The organism is uncultured Kriegella sp. (assembly GCF_963975415.1).
Taxonomy (GTDB): Bacteria; Bacteroidota; Bacteroidia; order Flavobacteriales; family Flavobacteriaceae; genus Kriegella.
The window spans coordinates 1-25676 of sequence record NZ_CAXBGN010000001.1; the positions used below are offsets into that span (position 1 = coordinate 1).

Sequence of the window (25676 nt, forward strand, 5' to 3'; positions counted from 1 at the left end):
ATCACATCGTATAGCAAGTGAACAGGTCTATTATAGCTTATAATCATACAGATGCCGGTGACGTTCATAATCCAGGATCGATCACACATAGGATGCGGAGCAAGTCATATATGGTGTTGAAGTATTGACAACCAAGTAAAAAGCTGACAAGGGTTGCCAACAATTCAACACCCCAAAATCACCATTATGGATTGATAAAAAATAAAATATTAACTTTAAGGAACTGGACTAGTGCTTTTCATAGGATACTATGTTGTACGCAGTATTTTTATCCGTTCTTCCATTGAATAATTCATTTCATCCTCAAGTTTTGGTCTTAAAGAATTATAAATAAAATCAGGAATCATTGGGCTTAAAAGTCTGTTATTATATATTCTATCTTGAATATTTCTCAAGTGTTCTTTATCAATATTATCATTAATATTAGTTTTTGATAATGTCGATTCAATCAGGTTTCTCAAATGATTTAGGTTATCAATTGATTCTGTATTTGAATTGATTTCTTTGTAAGCAAACATAAAAACTGGAATTGATGGCAATATAACCTCAATAAGAAAACCTTGTAAACTTAAATCGTTCATAAGAGCGATTACTAAAAGAATAGTAAAAGTTATTGAGCTAATTAAGTAAACTAAATATTTGTAGCGTTTGCGTACTGAAAAATCATATGTAATATTCGTACGTTGACAAAGTAAACTTGCAACGTTAGTATCAACTTTTTTTATAGCTAAAGAATACCAATTAGTAACTTTTTCAACAATCTTTTGATTTTCTTTATGCTTTAAAGAATATCGTCTAATAATCTCTCTGTCTATAAGAACTAAATTTAATGTCTCATTTACTGGGATGTCAAGCACTTTAGTATCAAAAGTTTCCTTTATCGATGCTGCAATTTTTTTTAATCTATCAATAGTACTTTCTAAAATCTTTTCTCCAACTGCTGCGATAATTGTGTACAAAACAAATATATAGCTTGCTTCATCAATGAAGGTTGGATTTGTTTTAATTACCAAAGAAATAATAATTGGAAGTGGTACTGAAATAAAAATTAATAAACCTTGATAATTCTTGGCTATTGAATAGACCCTTTTTTGAGCAAGCAATTCATTAATATGAATATCCTTGTTTTGCTTTTTTAATATTTTTTTTCCTTTATTAGCCATATGTTGGGAAGTTTGCTCCGAAAATTTCTCCCCAAAGATTAATTGATTTTTTTTGGTCTTTCTCTGTTATTTCAGCATAGACAGCCTGTTTTGCTTTTTCATATGCCCAATCTGCTTTTCTTGAAATCGCTTCTTTTTCTGCAAATAAATATGTGTTCATATCTCCTTGAAATCCTTTTGGGTCATAAACAGAATTTAGGATTGCAGAAATTAAATAGTAAAAAAAATCTCTTACATTAATGTCATTATAATCGTTTAGTTCTGCTCTTGAATTCACAAAATTTATTACAATATTTTCAAAAAGATAAGATGAGATAGTATGGGTTGAGTTTCTCCTATTCCAATATTTCAATGTTCTAACAAGTTGTAAAACAAGGGTTTTATTGTCTTGATTAGCAGTTGTAATTCTATTTTGGTCAATTCTTGGGTCAGTTGGTTTCCAATTGCCATTACCATCAGGAATTAAATAAATGTCAGTATCTGTTTTGAAGCAAGGAACAATATCGAACACCCATTCGTAAGATGATAAATTTAGTGTTGCTGCTTCTCCACGACTATTAATTTCGGCTGACTTGTATTGTTCAATAGTAGATAGTGAATTTTTGAATTTATTGACAACTCTTCTTGAATTCAAAACATCGGAATCGGATAAATATTTTAATCTGTAACCAGCATTTGGTGTATGAATGGTGTATTCATTTCCATATTTAGAATAATATGCTCCATTGGCACCCAAACAGAACATTAAATCAACATCGTCTAATTCGCGGATTTTTGTTCTTCTTTCAAAAGAGCCATAATTAATGTGCCAACCATCATATTTATAAGGGAAATTTAGGTCGTCTTTATTTTCAAGTCCGTTTAATTGCCCATATAACCAATTTCTACTGGCTCTTGCCTTATCTGTTCTGTCCTTCAATAAATTCACATAATCTTTATTGAAGGTGCTGAAAGCTGAATTTACTGATGTCGCCATTTAGTTTAGTTATATATTTCTTCAAGGCTTAAGGCTATTGATGAAATTAAATTAATTCTGATATTCAATATGTTATAATCAGATTCGAATTCATTTTTCCAATAAAGATGCCAATTATTATTGACTGTCAAAATGTCAAAAAAATGTTAAAAGTGTCAGTGGGATATTGCGTACAACAATTGTTTATAGCCACTAGTAACTATAGCTCTCTTTTAGCACACTCAAATTTAACATTTTACCAACAGCTAAAAAAACGGGTATGTCCAAGACTGCTCCAAAGTACATGGGCCAACCCCAGGGCTATATAAAACGCCTTCCGAGAACCTTGTTTTCCTTGGTTGAACAACGAATGGTAAACTTTTCATAAATAAAAGGGTCGGTCGGTGCAACCTTTTATTTTTGCCGTTGTCTTTGGAAGGGAAATTAAAAGACAACATTAAAAAACCATCAATCAATGCGAATGCAAACAAATTTTCAAAAGCCTTTGGTCTTCGGCCTTTGGCTTATTACGTTTCTTTTTAGTTCGGCGGCGCTGGCCCAATCGAACTATACACTAAATGGTACCATTACCGACAAAAATAATGGCGAAACCCTATTCGGGGCTTCTGTTTTTCTAAAGGGTACCACCATTGGGGTGGTTACCAACGAATATGGCTTTTATTCCATTACGGCCCCTGAAGGAGACTATACCTTGAATATTTCGTATGTCGGCTTTTCTGAAATCAATCAAGACATAACACTTGACAGTAATCAAAAACTCGATTTCGAAATTACCGAATTTTCTACTGAACTCGAAGAAGTCGTGGTTACCGCCGATGAACCTGAAAGGGCTATCTTGAGAAAGCCCGAAATGAGTGTGGCGAAAATGAATATTGCTACCGTCAAACAGATGCCAGTGGTTTTAGGGGAAGTCGATATTTTGAAGTCTTTACAAATGCTACCAGGGGTGACCAACAATGGTGAGGGTACCGGTGGATTTCACGTACGGGGAGGGGCCGGAGATCAAAATCTGGTCTTGCTCGATGAGGCGATAATTTACAATACCTCACATATGTTCGGCTTTTTTTCCGTCTTTAATGCCGATGCGATAAAAGATGTGAAATTGTACAAAGGCGGTATTCCTGCCCGTTTCGGGGGGAGGGTGTCTTCCGTACTCGATGTTCGCCAAAAAGATGGTAACAGCAAACGGTTTGCCGCTACGGGTGGCATTGGCATTATTTCAAGTCGTGTTGCGGTAGAAGGACCTATATTTAAGGAAAAAGGTTCGTTTTTGGTAGCGGGGCGCCGTTCTTATGCCGACGTTTTGCTAAAAGCGGCAGGCGAAGATAATAGTGTAAGCTTTTATGACCTCAATTTAAAGGCCAACTACAATCTCAATCAAAACAACAAGCTTTTTCTATCAGGCTATTTCGGCAGGGATGCCTTTGAATTGGGCGAAAGTTTCAGCAGCAGCTATGGTAATTCAACGGGCAACCTGCGTTGGAACCATATTTTTAACGAGCGGCTTTTTTCCAACCTTTCGGCCGTAGTCAGCAAATACGATTATGACCTGGGCATTACAGCTGCTGAATTTGATTGGGTTTCTTCAATTAGCAATTATAATCTAAAATATGACTTGAAATATTATTTGAGTAACAACTTCAAGCTTGATTTTGGGGCGAGTAGTATTTATTATGATTTTGATCCCGGTCAGATCATTCCGACTTCTGAAACTTCGGCCGTTAACCCGATGACCTTGGATCGTAAAAAGGCGCTTGAAAGCGGACTTTACATAAATGCAGAACATACACTTACCGATAAACTAACGGCACAATATGGCCTGCGGTATAGTGCATTCTCACGATTGGGCGGTCAAGCAATGGTTGATTATGCCAATGACCAACCGGTTGTATACAATCAGGCCTTAGGTATCTATGAACGTGGTACCGAAGTAGGGGAGACCGATTATGAAAAGGGGGATGCCATCAAACGTTTCGGGAATTTTGAACCGCGATTGTCATTGGCCTATCAATTGAACGAGGTATCTTCTTTTAAAGCGGGCTTTTCTAGGGTTGCACAATACATTCATTTGCTGTCAAATACGGCTTCGGCAACACCGTTGGATGTGTGGACACCCAGTGGAAAATACGTAGCTCCGCAACTATCGAACCAATATGCGATCGGGTATTTCCGCAATTTCAAGGATAAGGTCTATTCTATGGAGGTAGAGGCCTATTATAAAAATACCGACAACCGAATCGATTATATCGATGGCTCCGATTTAATAGGACAGAATACGATTGAAACGGAAATTTTAAACGGGGAATCACGGGCATACGGCCTCGAATTGTTACTTCGTAAAAACGAAGGAAAGTTTACCGGATGGATTGCCTATACCTTATCGAAATCAGAGCAACGAACTCCCGGTGGCAACGCTGGCGGATTGGGAATCAACGATGGGGAGTGGTACAATACGCCTTATGATAGAACCCATGATATTTCGATATCCGGAGCATATAAATTGAACGATAAATGGAGTTTTGGCACCAATCTCGTCTTTCAGACGGGCCGACCGGTTACGTATCCGAACGAGCAGTATGAATACGAAGGAATTTCGGTCGCTAGTTATGCCGCAAGAAATTCAGACCGTTTGCCAGCCTATCATCGGTTAGATCTCTCGGTCAATTACAAACCGAACCGAAAACCCGAGCGCAGGTTTAAGGGCGAATGGGTATTGGGAATTTACAATGCCTATAATCGCAAGAACGCAGCTTCCATTTCTTTTGGTCAGAATTTTGAAACTGGGGCCAACGAAGCCACAAGAACGGCCATCTTCGGCATAGTTCCATCGGTAACCTATAATTTTAAATTTTAAGCACATGAAAACATACATTCGAACCACCATACTATTATTCACTATTGCTTTAGCTTCTTGCTCCGATGTTATCGACGTTCCCGTGCAAACGGCGCCCACAAGACTTGTTGTAGAGGCTTCCATTGATTGGGTCAAGGGCACCTCTGGTAATGAACAGACGATCCGGTTAAGTACGTCATCGGCATTTTTCGACACAGCAAGTACTACCCCTGTTACAGGGGCGTCGGTCAAGATTACCAATGATACGAGCGGTGATGAATTCCTTTTTGTGGATCAGAACAATGGCGAATACTTAACTTCAGAGTTTGTTCCCGCTATCGACCAATCGTATACCTTAGAGATTATTCATGAGGGAGAAACCTATGTTGCTCAAGAGACCTTGAATAGCGTGACTGATATCACCAATGTTTACCAAGGCCGTGAAGATGGTTTTGATGATGAAGAATTGGAAATTCATGTTGAGTTTACCGATCCCGCCAATGTAGACAATTACTATCTTATTAGATTTCATAAAGAGGGAGACCTACTGCCAGAGCTCGAAGTCGGTGATGATGAGTTTGTCGACGGCAATGAAGTCGATTGGTGGTATGAAGTTCAAGAAGACGAAGATACCGACAAAATAGATGTGCTTCAGCCAGGGGATGTAGTCTCCATAGAAATGTACGGTATCTCAAATGCGTACTATAATTATATGGATATTTTGATAGATCAAATAGGTGGGGTCGGACTTTTTCAAGCTACCCCGGTTGCGGTGAGAGGTAATTGTATCAACCAAACGAATGCTGATAATTATGCCCATGGCTATTTTAGGTTGACCGAGGTAAACAAGACGAGTTACACTGTGGAGTAAAAATATATTTGATACAAATAGTTGGATTATTTCTTTCGGGAAATAATCCACTTTTTTTTTGAGTTGTTTTTTACCACCAAACTACAAAGAACTTTTCAAAAGCAGTATCTGATTTTTTCTTCCAGACCATAGGTGCATTTTTTCTAAGCATATGAGTTGCAATGCTTGCTATCGTTTTAAGATGTGATGCCCATTGTACCGCTTCCTGTGGCTCTATGACCCATTCAGTTTTTGAAGGAATAAAGAATTGAAAAGTTGCGAATTCATCCTTTTTAAAATCATCGAAGCGCAGCCAATAACCTCGAATACAATCTTCATTTATAGGGTGCATAGTGGTAATAGTAGCACCATAAGGCTTGAATATTTGGCCTTTGAAACAAGCTTGATGCACAATGCCCTTATGGTTGATGTTTTTTTCTTGTAGTGCCTGAGCCCCTTCAACCGAGTGTAATAATTGAAATTGTTTGTTCTTTATTTTTTGAATTTTAGCAAAGAAGACATCTCGTTTGTTTGGTCCGATTAAATTGTAAAGAGGGTCCGCAATATCCGGATCTATAATATAGAATTTATAGGTTAATTCCATATGTATTAGTTGCTCTGTGGATGTTTCTTTCAGTATAAAATCAATTTCACCAAGTGTTTGTTTGTCCTTATAGATAGGAAAATTATGCAACAACACTTCATGCCGATTGGAATGGTCTAAGAACTGTTTACATATATATTCCATTTGATGCCCCAAACGGATATTTTGGGGAATAGCAGTAGGAGAGAAATCGGGTAAATCAATATCTGGAAACTCAAATTGTTGCACATCAAATTGCTCGGTATCCCATAGGGGCGGCGTGTTTAAGAATCCTATACATTGTTTTTCTAGAAATTGATCTTGCATATAGTCAAATGAGTTTGTTAATTTACGGCAGTTAAACCGACCAAGGCAATAGAACACCACCAAAGTGCCTAAAGTTAACTTTTCCTAAAAAGCATTATTCACAAGCTCAAATATCTTAAATTTATACTATGGCTATGACGACAAGAAAAGGTTTTCGTTTTTCTACCTACGAAGCACCGGAAGAAACTCCGTTCGATAAACTTTTTGATATTTTTCAAGAACTGATAACCCATACTTCAGGTGACTTTGATGAAGCGATCGATTGGTTACGTGAATTAGATCAAGAATATGAACTTACCGATGACGAATATACCATTGATGATTTTATTGAGGATTTAAAAGCCAAAGGTTACATTCGGGAAGAGTTTAAAGATGGTGGGGGCGAAGGTACAGGAGAAGAAGGTGATGGGGGTAGTCTGTCGATTACGGCTAAAATGGAACGTATTATTAGGCAACGGGCATTAGACCAAATTTTTGGAAAGTTAAAACGAAGCGGTGCGGGTAACCATAAAACTGGAAAATCGGGGCAGGGCGATGAGCATACCGGTGATTTTCGCGAATACCGATATGGCGATGGTCTAGAGCACATTTCGATGACCGAGAGTCTTAAAAATGCCCAGATCAATCACGGGATCGGCAATTTTTCGTTAAGCGAAGATGATTTGGTCGTTGAAGACACCCAACATAAGGCCCAAATGAGTACCGTGTTAATGATCGATATCAGCCACAGTATGATATTATACGGTGAAGACCGCATCACTCCCGCTAAAAAAGTCGCTATGGCCTTGGCTGAATTGATAACGACACGTTACCCTAAAGATACCCTTGATATCTTGGTGTTCGGTAACGATGCCTGGCCGATTCCTATAAAAGATCTACCGTATTTGAAGGTAGGGCCTTATCATACGAATACCGTGGCGGGTCTGCAATTGGCGATGGATATGCTGCGTAGAAAACGCAATACGAACAAACAAATATTTATGATTACCGATGGTAAGCCCAGTTGTCTGCGGCTTCCCGATGGTACGTATTATAAAAACAGTGTCGGTCTTGATGACTACATTGTGGAAAAGTGCTATAATATGGCGAGACAAGCACGTAAATTGCACATTCCTATTACTACTTTTATGATTGCCGAAGACCCTTATTTGATGCAATTTATTCGGCATTTTACCGAAGCGAACAAAGGCAAGGCATTTTTTACGGGATTAAAAGGGCTGGGAGAAATGATTTTTGAAGACTACGAACAGAATAGAAGAAAAAGATTGAAATAGACGAGATTGCCCTGTATAAAGGGTGTTTTGTTTTTTTACTTATGTATATTATACCTATGGAATTGAACTATAAAGAGATTACTACACTTGGCGAACTAAAAAAAGCCGGCTATCAAACAAAAAAAATAAAAGACGAACTGCGTGAAAACCTCATAGAACGAATACGAAATGGAAAGGAGACTTTTGCAGGGGTTTGGGGGTATGAAAGTTCGGTCATTCCCGAGTTGGAACGAGCTATTTTATCGCGCCACAATATTAATTTATTGGGTTTAAGAGGGCAGGCCAAAACACGATTGGCCCGATTGATGGTCAATTTATTGGATGAATACATTCCGATTGTTGCTGGTTCTGAAATTAATGACGACCCCTTACAACCGATTTCGAGATATGCGAAAGAACTGATCAACGAAAAAGGTGCTGAAACCCCTATTTCTTGGTTGCATAGAGATGAACGTTTTTATGAAAAGTTGGCCACTCCCGATGTAACGGTTGCCGATTTGATCGGTGATGTCGACCCCATAAAGGCGGCAAACTTAAAATTGTCGTATGCCGATGACAGGGTGATTCATTTTGGAATGATTCCGCGGGCGAATCGCTGTATTTTTGTAATCAATGAGCTCCCTGATTTACAAGCACGAATTCAAGTATCGCTCTTTAATATTTTAGAGGAAGGCGACATTCAGATTCGAGGGTTTAAATTGCGACTTCCTTTAGATTTACAGTTTGTTTTTACGGCCAATCCAGAAGATTATACCAACAGGGGAAGTATCGTAACGCCTTTAAAAGATAGAATAGGTTCACAGATCTTGACCCACTATCCCGACGATATTGCGACGGCCCGTAAGATTACAGCGCAAGAGTCGCGTCTAGATATACGTCAAACCGATGCCGTCTATGTGCCCGATGTGGCCAAAGATCTTTTGGAACAAATTAGTTTTGAAGCTCGTGACAGCGAATATGTTGATGCTAAAAGTGGGGTAAGTGCCCGAACCAGTATAACGGCTTTTGAGAATCTATTGAGCACTGCCGAGCGGCGTACGTTGTTAAACGGCGCAACAGAAACAGCGGTTCGATTAAGCGATTTCGTGGGGGTGATACCCGCGATTACCGGAAAAATAGAGTTGGTCTATGAAGGAGAACAAGAGGGAGCCGATGGGGTGGCCTCCATACTGATCGATGACGCGGTCAAATCATTATTTGCTACCTATTTTCCGAAAATCAATAAGTTGGAGCGTAAAGATGAAAAAACGCCCTATGATGAACTTACCCATTGGTTCTTTGAAGGTGAGGGGTTTGAATTGTTGGACGATTATACCGATGCGGAATATAAAAGGGCTTTGGATGCCATTCCGGCCCTCAACAATATTGTAAAAGAATATCAGCCTGATTTCCCGAAGGAGGATGTGTATTTCTTAAAAGAATTATTGCTTTGGGGTTTGGTGGCCTATAAGAAGCTGAGCAAACATCGCTTCACGGAAGGGTATCAGTTCAAAGACCTTTACGGAAGTTTTATAAACGGTCTGTAAAATTTCTTTTCGAAATTTCATTACAGCATAAATCAAAAGCCCTGACTTTGTATTGTTCAGGGCTTTTTGTTCATAGCAATTTCTTTCCCTATACCTGTTGATAGGCAGGTAGGTTAAAGATAAATGAACTTCCTTCCTTGGGCTTGCTTAAAACCGTGATTGTGGTATCGTGCAAGTCCATGATTTTTTTGACTATGGCCAAGCCCAGTCCGTAACCCTGTTTCTTGGCGCTTTTGTCTACTTGTTTATAGCGGTCAAAGATAAAAGGCTGTTCACTTAAGGGAATTCCGGTTCCCGTATCGGTGATGTTTATTTCAACGTTCTTGTTTTTTCGCTGTATCGCCAGGGTAACCTTGCCATTGGGCTCGGTATATTTCAGGGCATTTTCTATAAGGTTCTGAAGTGCCCGTTCTACAAGGCTTACATCGGCATATACCATGCTGTTTTCTTGAGGGTTATCAAGTTGTAGCGTTATTTGTTTTTGTTCCGCTAGCACCCTGAATTTGGCGATCAGGTCATGTGACAGTTCCGTAATCGAGAACGGTTCTTTTACAGGGCTCACTTGCTCGGCTTCCAATTTTGAGTATTCGAACAGTTGGTTGATAAGATTTGACAATCGATCTACATTGTCGTGGGTAATTTGAAGGTATTCTTCCTTTTCTTGATCGGAAAGGGAATTTTTCTTGATTTGCATCGTCTCGATATAACCTTTTAATATGGCCAATGGTGTTCTAAGGTCGTGTGAAACATTGGCAATAAGTTCCCTCCGTAGCAAATCTACAGACTTCATCTTATCCATATTACTTACAATAGTATCGGCCATTTCATTAAATGAATGGGCGAAAATAGCAATATCCGATTTCTCGGGGTCCTCGATGCGCACATCGAGATCACCTTCTTGAAATCGCCGAACGGTACCTGTCATTAACCGTAAATTTTTCGTCAAAAACCAAATACTCAGTAGTCCGATGATGACGGTAAAGAGCATGGACAATAATAGGGCGCCGATTCCCAATTTTGAAAAATAAGTGCCCACAAGATTATTACTAACAAGTTGAAGCTCTTTTCCTTCTAGAATAATGTAGATATAACCTTCACGGCCATCAATGGAAAAAGGCGCAGCTGAGAATATTTCTTGTTCCCCGGGATTGCGAGGGTCATCACCCAAAATGTATTCTTCGCCATCGCTGGCTATAAAAGCTTGAATGGGGCCTAATGCCACGGTTTTTGCCGGGGCGTTGGCACTATGGTCCAACACAACTGAATAAAGCACTTCCCCGGTTTTATCCAATAGGTATACCTCGATACTTTGATTGATAGCCATCATATCGTGCATTAGGTCACCGAAAAGGGGTTTGTTCACACTACCATCCTTTAAAAAAGGAGAATCATTTTGAAACATTTCTTTAATAAGATGATCGGCAATATGGGCATCTACTCGTTGGGCTGTAGCATGGCTATATTTATCAACATAGTAGATGGTAATGAATATATAAGACGCTCCCATCAGTATTATCAGCAGAATAAATGCAAACCAGAGCTTTTTGACCAGTTTTGGTGTTAGTGTGTTTATTGCTTTGCTCATGTCATAATATCTTCATTGAATTTATACCCGACTCCCCAAGTCGTTAAAATATAAACCGGATTGGCCATGTCTGACTCTATTTTGGCGCGCAACCGATTGATATGTGAATTCACCGTATGTTCATACCCTTCAAAATTGTAACCCCAAATGATATTCAACAATTCGGTTCTCGTATAATTTCGACCCGGATTCGAGGCCATGAGCACCAATAATTCAAATTCCTTGGGTGACAATTCTATCTTATGGTTTTTCAACAGCACCTTACGCTTATCGATATCTATTTCCAAACCTTCGGCTGATAGCGAAGCGGTATTCTTTTCTTCATTATGGCGCGTATCTGTTCTTCGCATTACCGCTTTAATTCTAGCCAATAGTTCTCGAATGCTAAAGGGTTTGGTGATATAGTCGTCGGCGCCTATTTCTAAACCTAAAACTCGATCTATTTCTTCTGATTTTGCGGTCAACATAATAATGGGCGTGTTTTTTTTTGCCCGTAAAGCCTTACATATCTCGACGCCATCCATGGATGGTAATGTTAAATCCAGCAAAATGAGGTCGTAGTCGTTTTCGAGTGCCAGTTTCAGCCCTAACTCCCCATCCATGGCTTTGGTTGTGCTATAGATTAGGTCGGTGAGGTGAATCTCAAGTAGTTTGATGATTTCTGGATCGTCTTCTATAATGAGTATTTGTTTCATAAGCTCTTTGGTCGTAAATAAATAGAAAAAGTATCACAAGGGTATCACAATTGACCACAACCTTGGTCAAACGAGCATTGGCGTAGGGTAGAAGATGGTCAAATAAAGGATTTAGGCAAAGTGTTCACAGTATAATACTGAAACATGGACATAAATTGAAACTTTTGAAATCTGTTCACAACATTTGCCCGCTTACTTTGTGCTTTCAATCATTTAAAACTTTAAGATAATGAAAAAAGTAAAATTTACCGGTCTATTGTTCTCATTAACTGCGCTACTATTGGCATCTTGTTCCAATGACGATGAAGAAACACAATCTACGGCCACGAACTCGACCTTGAGCCTTAATGTAGAAGGTTTAGAAGACTTAGGAACGGACTTTCGCTATGAGGGTTGGCTCATAGTTGAAGGAGCCCCAATATCTACAGGTACTTTTTCGGTTGATGAAAATGGAGTTCTTTCACAATCACAATTTGAAATAAATGCAGAGCAGTTGAACGCTGCCGTTTCTTTTGTACTGTCAATTGAGCCAGTACCGGACCCCTCTCCAGACCCGGCGGATACTAAGATTTTTGTGGGTGATTTTGAAGGAAAAACAGCTGAGTTGAATACCGGTACTGTCGCAAGTTCCTTTAATACGGTTTCTGGCAAGTTTATAATAGCAACGCCCACAGGAACCGGTGCAGAGGAAGAGGCCAATAGTGGTATTTGGTTCTTAGATCCAAGTTCTGGGAATCCTGAAGCTGGTTTAGTGCTTCCTGAACTCGCAGCAGGTTGGAAATATGAAGGCTGGGTGGTCATCGATGGTATTCCGGTCACTACAGGCACTTTTACGAGTGTATCGCTCGCTGATGAAAGTGATTTCTTCAGTGGTGAGAATCCCGGGCCTCCTTTTCCCGGAGAGGACTTTTTGAAAAATGCCCCTGAAGGATTGGTGTTTCCTACTGATTTACGAGGAAAAACTGCCGTGGTCAGCATCGAACCTTTTCCTGATAACAGTCCCAGTCCGTTTACGCTAAAGCCATTGGCCAGTCTTATAGCCGATGATGCCTCCGGTGTACAGGAAATAGCCAATAATGTAGCAGGAAGTTTTCCTGTCGGTTCGGTAACGCGATAGACAAAAAGTAGATTGAAAGGTATTTGATCCTTTAGGTCAATAGGCTGTAATAAAAGTTCGACATAGCTATGTTGAACTTTTTTATGTCTTTTTACTACCTATTTAAGTATTTGTGCTATGCGAAAGTGTCACAAAATTATAACAAGGTACGCTCAAAGGTTGAGATTTTTGTGATGGCCCTGTGATTTCGTTGTATTTAGTTTGATAAGAGAATAACCCCGCCAATTAAGGAAGATTAGCAAAAAGTATAAGCATACTGTTTATCTGCTAACGATTCAAAAGTGCGGATTTAACCCTTAAATAATTCTAAAAGCTAAGATTATGAAAACGAAAACACTATTTGTAACCTTTTTGAGCGGAACAGTTTTGTTTCTAGCCGCTTGCTCAGACCCTGAAAGTGACGTACTTGTTTCCGACGATACAACTGTTGAAAAAACCGTTGATGATACGGAAAGCAGCACCGACAATACGGAGATGGAAGTTGCGGCCCAAGCCGATTTCATGTTGACCATCGAGAATGTGGTCACTCCCAAACCTATTTTTCAAAGCGGGGTATTTGCAGTACCTGTTGGCGGGTCGGATCCGGCTCCCTTATTTCCCGGTGATGCTTATGAATTTGAAATCGATGCAGGTCCGGTAGTACTCCCAGGTGATGGAGGCACAAGGCTTTCTTTTGTAACTATGTTCGTGCAATCGAACGATCTTTTTTATGCACCTGGGGAAGAAGGGATTCGGCTTTACAATGAAGATGGCAGTTCAATTTGTGCCAATGGCCCGGTAGATGTTACGGATCAAATAGAACTTTGGGATGCGGGTACCGAGGTCAATGAACGTACGGGAGGTCCTAATCAAAAACCACAACAATCGCCCGAGGCAGCGGATCAAGGAGAGAATGAATATGGGGTTGTTACTAAAATAACAAATAACAGCTGTAGTTATGGCAATGTGTTACCTGAAAACGAAGAGGTCATTCAGGTTACCATTGAAAATATTGGTCCGGCTAAGTTTAAAGTCCGTATAATAAATGTTTCTAACGGCACAACCATTGCAGTTCCCGCTCAAGGTGAAGATACTAGGGCGGCAGTTCCACTTTCACCGGGAGTTTATGCCGTACACACGGCACCAGCTCCATTTTTTGTAGAGGGAGAGGCTGCTTCGGAGGCCGGTCTTATAGCCAGTTCAGATGGTCTTGAAAATATAGCCGAAGATGGTTTTCCAGAAGCCTTATTAATGGATGCCCAAGAAGCAACGGGCCTGATCGTTCCGCTATCACCAGGTGTCTGGGCAACCCATGTCACGAATGTCCAGCCCTTTTATCAAATCGATACCCCTGATTTTGGGGAAGGGTTGCAGGCCATTGCCGAAGATGGAATTCCTAGCTTATTGGTCGACGCATTGGCGGTTAAAGAGGGCATAAATGCTTTTGCGGCCTTCGATACACCGGTAGGTACATCAGGTCCTGGGGCTATTGGTCCAGGAGGAAGTTATCAATTCGAGTTTTCTGCAAAAGATGGGGAACATTTATCTTTTACAACCATGTTCGTACAAAGCAATGATTGGTTTTATTCGTTTCCACCCGATGGTTTGGCCCTTTTTGAGAACGGAACACCCATTGACGGAGATTTGACGGAATATGTTTACCTCTATGATGCCGGAACCGAAGCAGATGAATATCCCGGAGCTGGTTTGTTTCAGGTCATTAGGCAATCAGGTCCCGATTCGGGCGCAGATGACCCCAATGCAAATGTTCGGCTTGCGAGTGTAGCCGAATTGGAGCATATACCTGACAACGCAAGGGTTATCAAAGTAAGTATTCAATCGACCCCCAAATAGTAGAACTCACCTACGAAAAATTAGGAACACTAAAAAACCCCGTCAATATGACGGGGTTTTTGTTTGTTATTGGATTTTAATATCTCCGACTTTCTAAAACAGAAAAGTTAAGTTATTGAATTTATACTTATAGTTGTATTGCGTAAGTGGTTTATTTCCAAGAATCAACATGTTGATTCATATCATCGAATATATATTGACCTATAACTACTTTTCGGTATTTAAACGTCATTAGCGTTAATACCAAGAGTAAAAGTTGTAACGACATAATTAAGATCGCAATAGGAAAAAATGAACTTGGTAATACATGGTTTTCATACTCGTTGTAACTTATTAATATCTGTACAGTTTCAAAAAATTTGTAGAGGTAGACCAAGACAATGACATACAAAGAATATTCTAACGTGCGCATGGGAGGGTCGCTCAAATCATTTTCTTTAATTTTGAACCACATCACATATAGAAAGGTAAAATGAATAATGCTCAATAATGGAAAGATGTAGTTATCGGGCTTAAAAAAGTAGAATTTATCGGTATATAGTCCGTAAAAACTAAGAATACCAAGCAAAAGCAAGGTTATAATAGACAGTCTCAATACCCATTTCCATGGGAACAGTTGTAAAACATATTTCATTTTAAAATTAGGTTTCGGGGGATTTATAGAACCCTGGTTTAAAACTTAAAACGTACTCAAATTTGGTTTATTTTAAATATTCGATAAACTGTAGTTAATGTTGGTTATACATAATCTTAACACCGAAATTAGTATAAAATACTGAATTAAAGGGTGCTATGTAGCTAGTGAATCCAATATTAATTCCAGTCCTTTTTTGAGAAAATCACAAGAAAATTTTTATGAAGGTTGCGGTTTTGGGTATGATCCCTAAACAAGCCTAATAAGAATTACAAAAAAAAGCAGTAGCTTGAATCGAATTACTTTTATGAATGGGAAGAAATAAGTACTACTATTTGATACGATTGCAATATTTGGGTTTTCGCTATAGCGGATGGCAAAAGCAGCCGCACCAAAGAACTATTGAGGGAATGGTGACCAAGACGCTTAAATTCGTTCTAAATGGCCAAAAATTTAAGATTTTAGGAGCGGGTCGAACCGACGCCAAAGTTTCAGCAGCAAATACCGCATTTGAACTTTTTTTAGAAGAAGCACCCATTGAAAATTATGGGAAATTTCTCGATGACTTTAATAAGAACCTCCCTCCTGATATTCGCGCGTTGGAGTTTAGTGAGGTTGATTCATCATTCAACATAATACAACATGCGAAAACCAAGGAATATGTCTACTTATTTTCTTTCGGTGCCAAAAATCACCCATTTTGTGCCCCATATATGGCCAATTTTCAAGAAAATCTAGCTATTGACCTAATGAAGGAAGGGGCTCAACTTTTTGTAGGCACCCATGATTTTTCTGCTTATACGGCTCGATTGAGAGCGAATACTGATGTCATGAGAACCATAGACAGTTGTGAAATTAGACCCAATACATTATTGACTGCTAATTTTTTTCCTACAACCAGCTATGCACTTTATGTCACCGGAGAAGGTTTCATGCGCTATCAGATACGCATGATAATGGGAGCATTGGTTCAGTTGGGTAGGAAAGAACTGAGTATACGGGAGATTAAGGAATCTTTGTATGAAGATAACAATGCACAACTTACCTTCGTTGCTCCCGGATCTGGGTTACTTTTGAACCATTTAGAATTTAAATAAAATACGCACCAGTACCATTTATATAATAGTATAGTTATGGCAAAGAAAAAAATATCTTTTAAATCGAACCAAAAGAAGAAATCAAAATTGCATCGTAAAACGGGGAAAGCACCTGGTACGGTAACTTATATGGGGAAACGGGAAGGGGTAGCCTCTAAGGTAACCATAATAAATTATAATAAGTCAGACTATGAGGTGCATAAAGCTGATAGTGTCGAAGCGACAATAAAACTTCAGAAATCCGATATGCTGCAATGGGTCGATGTGGTTGGTATTAGTGATGAAAGGTTTGTAGAAAATTTGGGAACGTACTACGGTCTCGGAGCTTTAGTGCTCGAAGATGCCGTAAATACCCAACAGCGACCAAAAATCGATGAATATGAGAACTATATTTTCGGAGTGTTTCAAATGCTGTATATCAATGATGATAACGAATTGGTTGCAGAGCACGTAGCCCTTGCTTTGGTGAAAAATGGTGTTTTGGTATTTCAAGAGCTTGATGACGATGTATTTGCCGGGGTAAGGGACAGAATAAAAAACAAAGCCGGTCGTATCAGGAACAAGGGTTCCGATTACCTATTTTTTGCATTGCTTGATGCAATAGTCGATAATTATTTTGTTGTGCTTGAACACCTCAATGCAAGAATTGAAGTATTGGAAGTCGAAGTCTATGAAAACCCGCGACAAGAGGTTGCCCATAAAATACAAGAGTTAAAAAAAGATGTATTAAAAGTAAGACGTTGGATTTTTCCCGTCAAAGAATTGCTCAGCCGTTTGATAGATTCAGAAAGCGAACTTATCAATAAAGATACCAAAATGTTTTTAAGGGATGCATTGGACCATTCCATAGAAATCAATGAAAGCCTTCAGATTTATCGGGAAATGTCGATGAGTCTAATGGAAATGTATATGAGTAATATGAGCAACAAAATGAACGAAGTAATGAAGGTATTGACTATTATGGCTTCTATCTTTATTCCATTAACTTTTATTGCGGGTATATATGGTATGAACTTTGACAATATGCCGGAACTTCATTGGGAATATGGTTATTTAATGGTCTGGGGCGTAATGATTTTACTCTTTTTGTTGATGCTCATTTATTTTAAGAGAAAACATTGGCTGTAATAACAACCTGTAGCTTTAAACTGTGTGATCACTTTATGTAGTTCATAATTTTTTTGAAAGAGCAAATAATGCCTGCACTTGTAGCATATCTTGTTTTTGTAAATAAAACACAAGAAATGATATATATGAAACGGACACTTTTGATTTTTTCTTTTTTGACTGCCGGGTTACTATCTGCACAGAATTCTAACAGGGAAATTTCAGAAGAAACCACCCAGAAGAAATATGAAATGTATGAAGCGGGTAAACTTGTAAAAAAATCCGTCGAGATTCATACTTCCATTAGTCAAGAAATAAAATTTGCAAAGGAAGATGAGGGTAAAATCGATGCTCGAAGAATTATTACCCCAAAGGCAATCACGAAAACGATTAATATAGACAATGACACCGATGATGATTTCGACGAGGTAATTAGCTTTAGCTATACTTCGGATGCCAACAAGGACTTTGTTTTCCGAACAAACGACAATGAAATTTTCGCTGCAATTGAAAACAGTAAATATTTGAATGTACATAACGATACTCAAATGTCAGAGAAAAGCCTGAACACAATGTTCGTCATTACAGATAAAGACGGAAAAGCGCTCCAACTGATTTTAGAAAATCACAAAGCAATGAAATAATTACGGGGCCTTAGTCTTTTAGTACAAAGAAGCACCTTAAAAAAGGTGCTTCTTTTTAGCATTTCGCAATTTCATTTTATCTCATCGAGAGTTGGTAAAGTTGGTTTAAAAAAACAAGGGATTTTAGGCGAACAAATCAGATGAGAGGTACCGATCACCTCGGTCACAGACAATGGAAACAATTACACCATGTTCTAAGGTATCTGCCAGGCGTAGGGCAGCAGCGGCCGCACCACCGCTACTCATTCCTGAAAATATACCTTCTTCTTTGGCCAATCTTTTGGCCATGTCAATGGCTTCCTGTTGACTTACCTCCATTGTTCGATCGACTTTTGACGCATCGAAAATTTTAGGCAAATATTCTTTAGGCCATTTACGTATACCAGGTATGCTCGAATCATCTGTAGGCTGAACTCCGACAATCTCTACCTTTGAATTCTTTTCCTTTAGATAGGTGGAAGTGCCCATAATGGTTCCCGTGGTTCCCATTGCCGAAACAAAATGAGTGATTTCTCCATGGGTGTCTTCCCATATTTCCGGTCCGGTTGTTTTATAGTGCGCCTTCCAGTTATCCTCGTTGGCAAATTGATTGATCATGATGTATCCATCTTTTTCCACCTTGCTTTCGGCATAATCACGGGCACCTTCTATACCAACATCCGAAGAAGTCAAGGTCACTTTCGCGCCAAAGGCCCGCATGGTCTGTATCCGTTCTTTTGTAGCACTTTCCGGCATTACCAGTTCAATATCCAACCCGTAAACTCCCGCAATCATTGCCAAAGCAATTCCTGTGTTGCCACTTGTTGCCTCGATTAATTTATCGGTTTTGCGAATAGCTCCACTTTCGAGCCCACTTTTCAACATGTTCAATGCCGCTCGATCCTTAACGCTACCTCCAGGATTATGCCCTTCTAACTTAAAAAGTAATTTTACATTTTGATTTTTGTTCAAAACCCTTGACAATACCAAAGGGGTGTTTCCGATAAGGTCGAGAATACTTTTAGACATTTGGTAGTGTTTTTATTTTAATCTCAGGGGTGTGAAATACTGTAGAGTGAGGGGGCACGGATGCTGTTATCCATGCGTTTCCTCCAATGACACTGTTAGCCCCGATTACTGTTTCCCCACCTAAAATAGTGGCATTTGCATAAATAGTTACATTATCTTCAATAGTGGGGTGGCGTTTGGTCTTGTGTAAGTGCTTGGCAACATATAAGCCTCCTAAAGTAACGCCCTGATAAATTTTCACATGATTCTTGATAATGGCTGTTTCCCCAATAACCACACCTGTACCGTGATCTATGTGAAAAGAATCACCTATCTGAGCGCCAGGGTTAATGTCGACACCCGTTTGCCTGTGGGCGTATTCGGTCATCAATCTGGGCACTAAGGGAAAACCTTCATTGTAAAGTTCATGTGCCAATCTGTAAATGGCAATAGCATAAAAACCAGGGTAGGCCATGTAAACTTCTTCAATCGATAATGATGCAGGGTCACAATTTACCGTTGCAGCTGCATCCATATTCAGTCGTTCTAGAATTTTTGGAAGTTTGCCCACATAACTTTCCCAAACTTTTTTACATGATTTGTTTACATCCCAACAAGCCAAATCGACCAAACCATCAAACTGCGATTCTAAAGTTGATAGATTTTCGGCTACGGGAGTATCAATGTCAAAAAGGGTATAAAAAAGACGGTCGGTAAACTGTTCTGTCTTCTGTTTTAGCGCAAACCTTAAATTAGGCTGATTCTTGTGCTGAACTATTTTTTGAATAATCGATTTCTGATTCATATGGTGCGGCTTGACAATTTTCAAAATTAACCATTATATTAAAAGCAGTTTATCCCAATTGGTTACTTTAGCTTAAAAATAACAACTTGTAGGTCGTATGTTAGATTCGGTAATTACGAAACAGACCCTTCTTTTTCTTAAAAAACTGGAAAAAAATAACAATAGGGACTGGTTTGCAGAACACAAAAAGGAATTCAAAGCGCGTGAATTGGAAGTCAAGATATTTTTACAACGTTTGCAAGAACGGTTACAATCTCATGATGAAATCGACAAGCTGAAAATGTTCAGAATATATAGAGATGTTCGTTTTTCAGCGAACAAACAACCCTATAAGACCCATTTAGCTGGGTCATTTTCCAGGGCGGGAGTCAAAAATAGGGGAGGTTATTACTTTCATTTGCAACCTGGGGGAAGTTTTATCGCAACAGGGTTTTGGCAACCGAATAAAGATGACCTACTACGCATACGCAAAGAATTTGAGCTGGATACGACCGAAGTTCGAGAGGTGATATCTGAAAAAGGTTTTAAAAATATCTGGGGAAACCTTGTTGGTGACGAAGTTAAGACAGCACCTAAGGGTTTTAATAAAGAGGATGTAAATATTGATCTTATTAAGAAAAAGCAATACATTTTTGTGAAGAATTTTACCGACGAGGAGGTATTGTCGCCAAATTTTATCAATGTTGTTGACGAAGCTTATATGGCGATTCGGCCTTATTTCGATTTGATGAGTGAAATTCTTACCACAAATTTAAACGGAGAGTCACTATTAGACTAGCATTTCCATTGTGAAATACTGCATTTGATCTTTTAGTTTTTCGACGACCATATTCATCATACGCTTGTTGAGTGCTGAAGAATTTTGAATGTAGATATCATACTCCTCTTCAGTGAACTGACCAATCAGCATACCTTTTAAAGAATTTCTGAATTTAATGTCTTTTTGAATGGCATTTTCGATATAGTCCATTCGCTTTTCCGGTAATAAATCATAAAACCTGTTCTTGTGTTTTGAAATATAATTTTTAAATACCGCTAACAGTAAAAAATTTTGAAGTTTAATAATGGGACGTAAAGTTTCATTTTGAAACCGTTCGTTTAAACTCATCTCTTCGGTTACTTTTGCAGATGGAATTTGAGGGCGGATTTCAAGAAGACTAGAGGATCTGTCGTTCATTACATGTGGTTTTTATAAAATTAATACATATTGACCATGTGCCTTTGGGGGAAAGCTGTTAGTTTTTAACCAGGTTATGAACAGCTATAAAAGGGCGTTAAATAAGTGCTAACACTTCCCCATTTTAAAACAATATCATTAGCTTTAAGAAAAATGAATCTTAGTTATGAAAGTATCGACAAACCCCTATAACGGTAAAAAGATATATGAATTTAAAGAATTGATTGATAGTGATATACAGTCACGAGTTGAACTTGCAGATGAGACTTTTCATTCGTGGAAAAAAACCACATTTGACGAGCGCAAGAGACTAATGGTCAAGGCGGCCGAGGAACTAAAAAATAATAAAGAAAAGTATGGAGAAATTATAACCAATGAGATGGGCAAACCCATTACACAAGCTATTGCCGAAATTGAGAAATGTGCCTGGGTGTGTGAATATTATGCCGAAAATGCAAAAGACCAGTTGAAAAACGAACCTGTTGCTACTGATGCAGAAATTAGCTATGTGCGTTACGAACCTATCGGGGTTGTTCTTGCGGTTATGCCCTGGAACTATCCATTTTGGCAGGTATTTCGGTTTGCGGCCCCAAATCTAATGGCAGGTAATGTTGGTGTGTTGAAACATGCTTCTAACGTAATGAAATCGGCACAAATGATTCAAGAGGTTTTTGAAAATGCTGGATTTCCTAAGGGATGCTTTCAAAATTTAATTATTGGAAGCGAAAAGATTGAAGCGTTGTTGGAAAATGATCTTATCAGGGCAGTTACCCTAACGGGAAGCAAGCCTGCGGGTTCATCGGTTGCTGCTGCAGCAGGACAACATATCAAAAAATCGGTGCTGGAACTGGGCGGAAATAATGCACTTGTAGTATTTGACGATGCTGATTTGGAGAAGACTGTGGAAATTTGTGTTAAGGCTCGATTTCAAAATACCGGGCAAAGTTGTATTGCGGGTAAAAGACTTATTTTACAGCAATCTATCGCAAAAGGATTCATTGAAAGGTTTAAAGATAAGGTGGAGGAACTAAAGTGTGGAAATCCTTTGGATAAAGAAACATACATCGGAGTCATGGCACGGGAAGACCTAGCGGAAGAATTGGAAAAACAAGTTGATGATTCAGTGAAAATGGGTGCTCATGTTCTCTTGGGAGGTAAAAGACAAGGTTGTTTTTTCGAGCCTACCATATTAACAGGGGTTACCGACGACATGCCCGTTTTTAAAGAAGAAACCTTTGGTCCCGTTATCGGAATTACCACCTTCGAAAACGAAGTAGACGCCGTAAATCTTGCCAATAATTCGGTATTCGGACTAGGAGTATCTATTTTTAGTACGGATAGGGATCGGGTCAATCGTCTGATTCCTCAATTTTATGAAGGTGCCGTATTCGTAAACGAACTTGTCAAGAGCGATCCGAGACTTCCTTTTGGTGGAGTTAAAACATCGGGTTACGGAAGAGAACTTTCGTTGCACGGCATTCGGGAGTTTGTAAATAAGAAGACTGTATATGTTAAATATGATTGATTCCTATATTCAAATAGTTATCAATGTTCGCTTTAAATAATTGATGTAATAAGTTGTAAAATAAATAGATAGTCTTAAGAAAACATAGCTAAATGAAATTTGGAAAAGTAGAGCGTCCCGAATCGGTAGATTTCACCATCCCGAAGGATCATCCCGACACCGATATAGTCTTGTCAAGACAAACGAACAATGATGCGCCAAAAATTTATGTGGGTTGTGCTAAATGGAACAGGCAAGACTTAAAGAATTTTTACCCGAGGGGAACGAAAGACGAGCTTGAATATTATTCTAGACAATTCAATTGTATTGAACTCAATGCGACTTTTTATCGCATATTTCCTGCAGAAACTTATGGTAAGTGGTATGATAAGACACCAGACGATTTTAAGTTCTTCCCTAAAATTGTACAGAACATTAGTCATTTAAGGCGTTTAAACGATCAAGTTTATCCTATCTTAGATCAATACCTTAATGTTACATCAAATCTTAAAGATAAATTAGGCACCATATTCTTGCAAATGCATAATAATTTCGGTCCTAAAAATTGGGATAGGGTAGTGCAATTCGTCGATAACTGGCCCAAGGAATTTTCTTTGGCGATGGAGTTTCGACATACCGATTGGTTCAATGAAGAGAAGGTGGCAGAAGAACTTTATCATTTATTACAAGAGAACGGTATTGCGAATGTTTTGGTCGATACCGCAGGTAGACGTGATTTGATGCATATGCGCTTAACCAATAATGAGGCCTTTATTAGATATGTTGGGGCTAATCATGAAAGTGATTATACGCGTTTAGAGGATTGGGTCGATAAATTAGACGATTGGAAGAAAAAAGGGCTAAAGAACATTCACTTTTTTGTTCATCAAAATATGGAATTGGCATCCCCCTTATTATCTGCGCACTTTATTGCTAAATTGAATAAAAAACTTGGTAGTAATTTACAGATTCCGAAAACGATGCAAGAATCTGACCCTAAGCTATTTTAAGGCAGTTTTCTTGTGTAATTTTGTAGCAGTAAATAAAAAATTCCCCTAAAATTATTATTATGAGATTCCATACAAGAAAATGGGTTAAGCCCGGAGATTTGAATGCCAATGAAACCCTATTCGGTGGTCGGGTATTGGCTTGGGTTGATGAAGAAGCGGCTTTGTATAGTATTGTTCAATTAGAGAACAAAAAGGTGGTTACCAAATACATGTCTGAAATTAACTTTATGAGTACCGCTAGGCAAGGAGACATCGTAGAGATAGGTATTGAAGTGGTCAAGTTCGGTAAAACCTCCTTGACTCTTAATTGTGAAGTGCGTAATAAAATGACGCATGAAACGATAGTTACCGTTGATAATATCATTATGGTTAATTTAGATGATGCCGGCAAACCTAAATCTCACGGAAAAACAAAAATAGAATTTGTAAAAGATAGGTTGGCCGCCGCAAAAGACAAATAAGCAACCGTATAACAATTCGTACGGCAGCGATTCACGACACAAAGCATCGATTTCAGCCGTTCCTTCGAATAGCGTCATGTAGATTCTTTAAAAGAGAATAATAGTTATTTAATGTTCTAAAATTTAAAGACTTAAAGTATTTTTTATACCATAATACTTTAAGTCTTTTTTTTGCCTGTTATGGGCAATCAGTCTTCATCAAACAAAACGATGGTCTTCCGGTAAAATTTGGTTGACCATTTTTATCGGTAAAAGTCGCACACCTACAAATAGACGTCTTTTACCACATAAACAAAGGGCTAGGTAACATTTAATTGCAAACTACACCTCAATTGGGCTAGTTTTAAGGTAATTAACTGATTACTAACAAAAAAATTGAAATTTTGTAGGGGTAAAATTCTACTATTTTCAATCGATTTACCCAAATCAACCCTCTTTGAAAACTAAAGACCTACTTTTCGCATGCCTTCAGCTTGATGAATCATTGCTATATAATTTTTCATCCCAGACAGTTAACTTCAAAGTTTCTTACGAATTCATTTACAAAAAAGTGGACTCGATTTTCCCTTTTTTATGCAAGGTTGAAAATCATTTGAGAACTTTTATATCGACGCATAAAACATTCATTATCAAATATAAAGGCGGTATAATTGGAAGTTGTTTGGGAAATAGAAGGTCTGGCGACCCGCATAAAAGAACGATGTTATGAAAAATTTCGAACGTCAACAGTCGCCAGCAAAAAATACCTATGGTTCTGACTCTGGTATCATTGATTTAAAACCTTTATTGGAAGAATGTATGGGTGATGTTGACATGCTAAAAGAATTGATTGGCCTATACAAGAAAAATATCTTGGAATTTATTGGAAAAGCAAAAATACATATAGCGAATCAAGACTATGAGAGGCTGCAATTTGCCACGCACAAACTAAAATGTAGCCTGTTGCTCTTGAAAACAGAAGACTTGTTCAGTATTGTAGAAAAAATGCATTGTATCTGTGTCGACCAAGAAGGCGTAGATAAACTAACAGTGTTATACCAGTCTTTTTTAGATAGCTACCCTCTGATTGAGGGTGTCATAGACGAACAGTTTTTCAACCTCATAAGTGACGAATAATGGTACAAAAAAAGCTTTTATTGGCCGAAGATGATGAGTTGCTGGCTTCACTCTTGACATTTCGATTGGAGAAAGGCGGATATAAAGTTTGCCTAAGTCGAGACGGAAAGGCTGTTAAAGAGCATTTAAGCAGAGAAATGCCCGACATTATTGTTAGCGATATTATGATGCCATATTTCTCGGGCATAGAACTTATAGACTTTGTACGCAATGAACTGAAGTCGAATGTCCCTATAATTATTATTTCTTCGGCGGGTAATGAAGAAAATGTACTTAGTGCGTTTGAATTGGGCGCGAACGATTTTATCTCCAAGCCGGTAAGCCCTTCAGAACTGCTCGTCAGGGTCGCAAGAGAACTGAACAAAATGTAAT

Annotated in this window: 24 protein-coding genes; 15 read left to right on the top strand and 9 right to left on the bottom strand. The window is 38.7% G+C overall.

Going from position 1 to position 25676, the window contains the following annotated elements; translation table 11 throughout:
- Positions 1–248: 248 nt before the first annotated feature.
- Both AACZ88_RS00005 and AACZ88_RS00010 read right to left on the bottom strand, forming a co-directional pair.
- Positions 249–1163, bottom strand: coding sequence for an S-4TM family putative pore-forming effector (locus AACZ88_RS00005; protein WP_339704314.1), 915 nt, complete (start codon positions 1161–1163; stop codon positions 249–251).
- Complete coding sequence (locus AACZ88_RS00010) at positions 1156–2139, bottom strand: hypothetical protein (protein WP_339704316.1); 984 nt, start codon at positions 2137–2139, stop codon at positions 1156–1158. Before AACZ88_RS00010 ends, AACZ88_RS00005 begins: the two co-directional genes overlap by 8 nt.
- A 460-nt stretch (positions 2140–2599) precedes the next feature.
- Here AACZ88_RS00010 and AACZ88_RS00015 point away from each other — a divergent pair, with 460 nt between their 5' ends.
- Both AACZ88_RS00015 and AACZ88_RS00020 read left to right on the top strand, forming a co-directional pair.
- On the top strand, positions 2600–4993 hold the full coding sequence (locus tag AACZ88_RS00015; RefSeq protein ID WP_339704318.1) for a TonB-dependent receptor: 2394 nt from the start codon (positions 2600–2602) through the stop codon (positions 4991–4993).
- A gap of 4 nt (positions 4994–4997) precedes the next feature.
- A complete protein-coding gene (locus tag AACZ88_RS00020) occupies positions 4998–5843 on the top strand; it encodes a DUF4249 domain-containing protein (RefSeq protein ID WP_339704321.1) in 846 nt (281 codons plus the stop codon).
- A 70-nt stretch (positions 5844–5913) separates the two neighbouring features.
- Here AACZ88_RS00020 and AACZ88_RS00025 read toward each other — a convergent pair whose 3' ends face one another.
- The gene (locus AACZ88_RS00025) at positions 5914–6732 is read right to left on the bottom strand and encodes a DUF1853 family protein (RefSeq protein WP_339704324.1); all 819 of its coding nucleotides are present in this window, start codon (positions 6730–6732) and stop codon (positions 5914–5916) included.
- A 128-nt stretch (positions 6733–6860) separates the two neighbouring features.
- Here AACZ88_RS00025 and AACZ88_RS00030 point away from each other — a divergent pair, with 128 nt between their 5' ends.
- Positions 6861–8006 carry a VWA domain-containing protein gene (locus tag AACZ88_RS00030; RefSeq protein WP_339704327.1) on the top strand — a complete coding sequence of 382 codons (1146 nt, stop codon included), beginning with the start codon at positions 6861–6863 and terminating at the stop codon, positions 8004–8006.
- 56 nt (positions 8007–8062) lie between these two features.
- Positions 8063–9532 carry a magnesium chelatase gene (locus tag AACZ88_RS00035; RefSeq protein ID WP_339704330.1) on the top strand — a complete coding sequence of 490 codons (1470 nt, stop codon included), beginning with the start codon at positions 8063–8065 and terminating at the stop codon, positions 9530–9532.
- Positions 9533–9620: 88 nt separating this feature from the next.
- Here AACZ88_RS00035 and AACZ88_RS00040 read toward each other — a convergent pair whose 3' ends face one another.
- Positions 9621–11117, bottom strand: a complete 1497-nt coding sequence (locus AACZ88_RS00040) for a HAMP domain-containing sensor histidine kinase (RefSeq protein WP_339704333.1) — start codon at positions 11115–11117, stop codon at positions 9621–9623.
- Positions 11114–11812 (bottom strand): response regulator transcription factor, encoded by a 699-nt coding sequence (locus AACZ88_RS00045; RefSeq protein WP_339704336.1) that lies wholly within the window; start codon positions 11810–11812, stop codon positions 11114–11116. The genes AACZ88_RS00040 and AACZ88_RS00045 overlap by 4 nt, the downstream gene beginning before the upstream one ends.
- Before the next feature lie 229 nt (positions 11813–12041).
- Here AACZ88_RS00045 and AACZ88_RS00050 point away from each other — a divergent pair, with 229 nt between their 5' ends.
- Together AACZ88_RS00050 and AACZ88_RS00055 are read left to right on the top strand one after the other, a co-directional pair.
- Complete coding sequence (locus tag AACZ88_RS00050; protein ID WP_339704338.1) at positions 12042–12929, top strand: anti-sigma factor; 888 nt, start codon at positions 12042–12044, stop codon at positions 12927–12929.
- A gap of 321 nt (positions 12930–13250) precedes the next feature.
- On the top strand, positions 13251–14762 hold the full coding sequence (locus AACZ88_RS00055; RefSeq protein WP_339704341.1) for a spondin domain-containing protein: 1512 nt from the start codon (positions 13251–13253) through the stop codon (positions 14760–14762).
- 151 nt (positions 14763–14913) lie between these two features.
- Here AACZ88_RS00055 and AACZ88_RS00060 read toward each other — a convergent pair whose 3' ends face one another.
- Positions 14914–15396 (bottom strand): hypothetical protein, encoded by a 483-nt coding sequence (locus AACZ88_RS00060; protein WP_339704343.1) that lies wholly within the window; start codon positions 15394–15396, stop codon positions 14914–14916.
- Between the two features lie 311 nt (positions 15397–15707).
- Here AACZ88_RS00060 and truA point away from each other — a divergent pair, with 311 nt between their 5' ends.
- The 3 genes from truA to AACZ88_RS00075 all read left to right on the top strand — a co-directional run bounded on the left by truA (position 15708) and on the right by AACZ88_RS00075 (position 18244).
- A complete protein-coding gene (gene truA, locus AACZ88_RS00065; protein ID WP_339704346.1) occupies positions 15708–16493 on the top strand; it encodes a tRNA pseudouridine(38-40) synthase TruA in 786 nt (261 codons plus the stop codon).
- A gap of 36 nt (positions 16494–16529) precedes the next feature.
- Positions 16530–17621, top strand: coding sequence for a magnesium/cobalt transporter CorA (gene corA, locus AACZ88_RS00070; RefSeq protein ID WP_339704349.1), 1092 nt, complete (start codon positions 16530–16532; stop codon positions 17619–17621).
- 125 nt (positions 17622–17746) lie between these two features.
- Positions 17747–18244, top strand: coding sequence for a hypothetical protein (locus AACZ88_RS00075; RefSeq protein WP_339704351.1), 498 nt, complete (start codon positions 17747–17749; stop codon positions 18242–18244).
- A 123-nt stretch (positions 18245–18367) separates the two neighbouring features.
- Here AACZ88_RS00075 and cysM read toward each other — a convergent pair whose 3' ends face one another.
- Both cysM and epsC read right to left on the bottom strand, forming a co-directional pair.
- Positions 18368–19252: a cysteine synthase CysM gene (gene cysM / locus AACZ88_RS00080; RefSeq protein ID WP_339704354.1), complete on the bottom strand. Its 885-nt coding sequence runs from the start codon at positions 19250–19252 to the stop codon at positions 18368–18370.
- Positions 19245–20036, bottom strand: a complete 792-nt coding sequence (epsC, locus tag AACZ88_RS00085; RefSeq protein ID WP_339704357.1) for a serine O-acetyltransferase EpsC — start codon at positions 20034–20036, stop codon at positions 19245–19247. Before epsC ends, cysM begins: the two co-directional genes overlap by 8 nt.
- A 97-nt stretch (positions 20037–20133) precedes the next feature.
- Between epsC and AACZ88_RS00090 the strand changes: the two genes are divergently transcribed.
- The gene (locus AACZ88_RS00090) at positions 20134–20814 is read left to right on the top strand and encodes a DUF2461 domain-containing protein (RefSeq protein WP_339704360.1); all 681 of its coding nucleotides are present in this window, start codon (positions 20134–20136) and stop codon (positions 20812–20814) included.
- Here the strand turns inward: AACZ88_RS00090 and AACZ88_RS00095 are convergent.
- Positions 20806–21213 (bottom strand): glyoxalase, encoded by a 408-nt coding sequence (locus AACZ88_RS00095; RefSeq protein ID WP_339704363.1) that lies wholly within the window; start codon positions 21211–21213, stop codon positions 20806–20808. The genes AACZ88_RS00090 and AACZ88_RS00095 overlap by 9 nt on opposite strands.
- A gap of 166 nt (positions 21214–21379) precedes the next feature.
- Between AACZ88_RS00095 and AACZ88_RS00100 the strand changes: the two genes are divergently transcribed.
- The 5 genes from AACZ88_RS00100 (at position 21380) to AACZ88_RS00120 (ending at position 25675) form a co-directional block, all read left to right on the top strand.
- The gene (locus tag AACZ88_RS00100; protein WP_339704366.1) at positions 21380–22738 is read left to right on the top strand and encodes an NAD-dependent succinate-semialdehyde dehydrogenase; all 1359 of its coding nucleotides are present in this window, start codon (positions 21380–21382) and stop codon (positions 22736–22738) included.
- 92 nt (positions 22739–22830) lie between these two features.
- Complete coding sequence (locus AACZ88_RS00105) at positions 22831–23727, top strand: DUF72 domain-containing protein (RefSeq protein ID WP_339704369.1); 897 nt, start codon at positions 22831–22833, stop codon at positions 23725–23727.
- 59 nt (positions 23728–23786) lie between these two features.
- Complete coding sequence (locus AACZ88_RS00110) at positions 23787–24188, top strand: hotdog domain-containing protein (RefSeq protein WP_339704372.1); 402 nt, start codon at positions 23787–23789, stop codon at positions 24186–24188.
- A 705-nt stretch (positions 24189–24893) separates the two neighbouring features.
- Positions 24894–25304, top strand: a complete 411-nt coding sequence (locus AACZ88_RS00115; protein ID WP_339704375.1) for a hypothetical protein — start codon at positions 24894–24896, stop codon at positions 25302–25304.
- The gene (locus AACZ88_RS00120) at positions 25304–25675 is read left to right on the top strand and encodes a response regulator (RefSeq protein WP_339704378.1); all 372 of its coding nucleotides are present in this window, start codon (positions 25304–25306) and stop codon (positions 25673–25675) included. Before AACZ88_RS00115 ends, AACZ88_RS00120 begins: the two co-directional genes overlap by 1 nt.
- Position 25676: the final 1 nt, after the last annotated feature.